This window comes from uncultured Frigoribacterium sp. (genome assembly GCF_963515265.1).
Lineage (GTDB): Bacteria > Actinomycetota > Actinomycetes > Actinomycetales > Microbacteriaceae > Frigoribacterium.
The window spans coordinates 1-2871 of sequence record NZ_CAUPYL010000262.1 but is presented as its reverse complement, the minus strand read 5'-3'; the positions used below and the strand labels follow the sequence as shown (position 1 = coordinate 2871).

2 protein-coding genes are annotated in these 2871 nt (G+C 75.4%); both read left to right on the top strand.

The genetic code is table 11. The annotated features are described in order from the left end of the window. Positions 1–183: 183 nt before the first annotated feature. Positions 184–1047 carry a YcnI family protein gene (locus RWM17_RS13655; protein ID WP_314104551.1) on the top strand — a complete coding sequence of 288 codons (864 nt, stop codon included), beginning with the start codon at positions 184–186 and terminating at the stop codon, positions 1045–1047. A gap of 341 nt (positions 1048–1388) precedes the next feature. Then, positions 1389–2777: a PepSY-associated TM helix domain-containing protein gene (locus RWM17_RS13650; protein WP_399540493.1), complete on the top strand. Its 1389-nt coding sequence runs from the start codon at positions 1389–1391 to the stop codon at positions 2775–2777. Positions 2778–2871: the final 94 nt, after the last annotated feature.

The window sequence follows — 2871 nt, the reverse complement described above, 5'->3', positions numbered from 1 at the left end:
CGCTGCTGCTCGCGACCACGCGCGCCCTCAGGGGCCCGCCGGCCCCGGCGACGACCTAGAGCCGCGCGCGCCTCCTGACGGCGAGTGCGGCGTCGTCCGTGCTCGACCGCTCCCGTCGGTCCGGCCCGGCACGGCCTCCCCTGTCGCCGCGGGGTCCGCCCCGCCTGCCCGAAGGACACCTCCATGCGCCCACGCGCCCGCACCTCCTCCCCTGCCCGCACTTCCTCCCCTGCCCACAGCTCCTCCCCTGCCCAGGCCGACGCCATCGCGACCGCCGGCGCACGCGCGACCAGCAGCCGCCCGCGCCTCGTCGGTGCTGTCGTCACGTCGGCGGCCGGGCTCGCCCTCGCCCTGGCGGCGCCCGTCGCCGCCCAGGCCCACGTCGAGCTCGAGGCCTCGTCGACCGCCCCTGCGATGCTCAGCGTGCTGACCTTCGCGGTCGGCCACGGCTGCGAAGGGTCGCCCACCACCTCCCTCGCCGTCACGTTCCCCGCCGAGGTGCAGGCGGTCACGCCGACGATCAAGCCCGGCTGGTCGATCACCGAGGCACCGGCCGTCGCAGCAGTCGGTGCCGAGACCGCCGAGACCGCCGAGGCCGACACCGACACCGGGGCGGCCACCGGCACGACCGTGACCTGGACGGCCGACCCGGGCTCCGCCCTCCCCGACGGCTTCCGCGACACGGTCGCCGTCTCGGCCCTGCTCCCGGTCGGGGGCGCGGCAGGCGACCTCGTCGCGTTCCCCACCGTGCAGACATGCGAGGTCGGCTCGTACGACTGGGTCGAGGTCGCCGAGCCGGGCTCCGACGCGGAGCCCGCGTCGCCGGCCCCCGTCCTCACGCTGACCGACGCGGACGGCGGCGGAGCGGGTGCCGGCGGCACCGACGACGCGACCGGCTCGAAGGAGGCGGCCGCCGCTTCCTCGGCACCTGCTCCCGTCGATGAGACGGCCAGGGCCCTCGCCCTGGGTGCCCTCGTCGTGGGAGTCGTCGGGCTCGTCCTGCTCACGACGACCCTGCGCCGTCGCACTGCAGAGGCCCGCCGATGAGCGCGAGCGCCCCTCCCGTCCCCGCTCCCGCTGATCCGTCACGAAACGGAACAGCAGAGACACCGCCCGCGCCCCCGGCCGATCCGTCACCGAACGGAACAGCAGAGACACCGCCCACGCCACCAGCCGATCCGTCACCGAACGGAACAGCGGAGACACCGCCCGCGCCCCCGGCAGATCCGGCACGTGACGGAACAGCCCAGACGCAGAACAGCACCCCCGCTCGCGAGCTCGGCGCACCCGGCGGCCTGCGAGCGCCCCTCGCCGAACGGGCCGCACCCGGCGGGATCGGCAGCTGGCTCGGCCCACTGCTGCTCCGGCTGCACTTCTGGGCAGCGATCGTGGTGGGGCCGTTCATCCTCGTCGCGGCGCTGACCGGAGCGGCGTACGCCCTCGCGCCGACGCTCGAGAAAGTCGTCCACGCCGACGAGCTGACCGCGCCGGGCACCGGGGCAGCGCTCCCCCTCGCCGACCAGGTCGCCGCGGCCGAGGAAGTGGTGGGCGACAGCGGCGAGCTCGTCGCCGTGCGTCCCGCGCCCGAGCCGGGCGACACCACGCGCGTGCTGTTCACCGGTGACGACCTGATCGAGAGCCAGACCCGGGCGATCTTCGTCGACCCGGCGACGGCCGAGGTCCGCGGCGACCTGCCCGTCTACGGCACGAGCGGCTCGCTGCCGCTGCGGACGACGATCTCCGACCTGCACCGCAGCCTCGGGCTGGGCGACGCCGGCCGCCTCTACAGCGAGCTCGCCGCCAGCTGGCTCGGCGTCGTCGTGCTCGCGGGCCTCGGCCTGTGGATCGCCCGCCGACTGCGGGCACGTGGGCCAGGGAAGGCGAGGGCACGTGCACGCCGCGACCTCGTGCGGCCCGACCTGCGGGCGACCGGCCTGCGTCGGTTCTTCTCGTGGCACGCCTCCGTCGGCATCGTGTTGACGGTCGGGGCCCTGTTCCTCTCGGCGACGGGCATCACCTGGTCCCAGCACGCAGGCGACAACGTCACCGCGCTGAGGGCCGCGCTCAGCTGGACCGCCCCGGCGCTCGACACCGCCCTGCCCGCCGAGGGCACGAGCACAGGAGATGCGGGCACGAGCACAGGAGGCGCAGCCCCCGAGGCCGAGGACGTCGCGGCCGACCCCCACGCCGGCCACCACGGAGCCGCCGCCCCCGGTGCGTCCGAGGTCGCCCCTGCCCTGTTCGACGACGTGCTCGCCGTCGCGCAGACGGTGAACGTCGACACCGGTCTCGTCGAGATCAAGCCGCCCGCCGACGCCGACAGCGCCTGGACCGTCACCGAGATCAAGCGGAGCTGGCCGACCCAGGTCGACTCCACGGCGGTCGACGGCACGACGCTCGCCGTCGTCGACCGCACCGACTTCGCGGACTACCCGGTCATGGCGAAGCTCGCGCGGTGGGGCGTCGACACGCACATGGGCACCATGTTCGGGCTGCCGAACCAGCTCCTCCTGGTCGTCACGGCCCTCGGCGTCGCCGCGATGGTCGTGTTCGGCTACCTGATGTGGTGGCGGCGAGGCCCTGCAGGAGGCGCGGGCCGCCTCCGTGCCGGACGCCCTGCTCCCGCAGGCGCCCTCGTCCGCGCCCCGTGGCAGGGCCTCGTCGCGGTGGTCGCCGTCGGCCTCGTCGTCGGGCTGTTCCTGCCGATGGTCGGCCTCGGGCTCGTGCTGTTCGTCGTGGTCGACGCCCTCGTGACGGCGGCCCGCACCCGCGCGTAGCCCGCACCCGCGCGCTCAGCGGCCGAGCTACACCCCCTGCCCGGCGCTGCACCCTCAGTTCCAGGGGTGCAGCGCGGGTTCAGGGGTGCAGCTC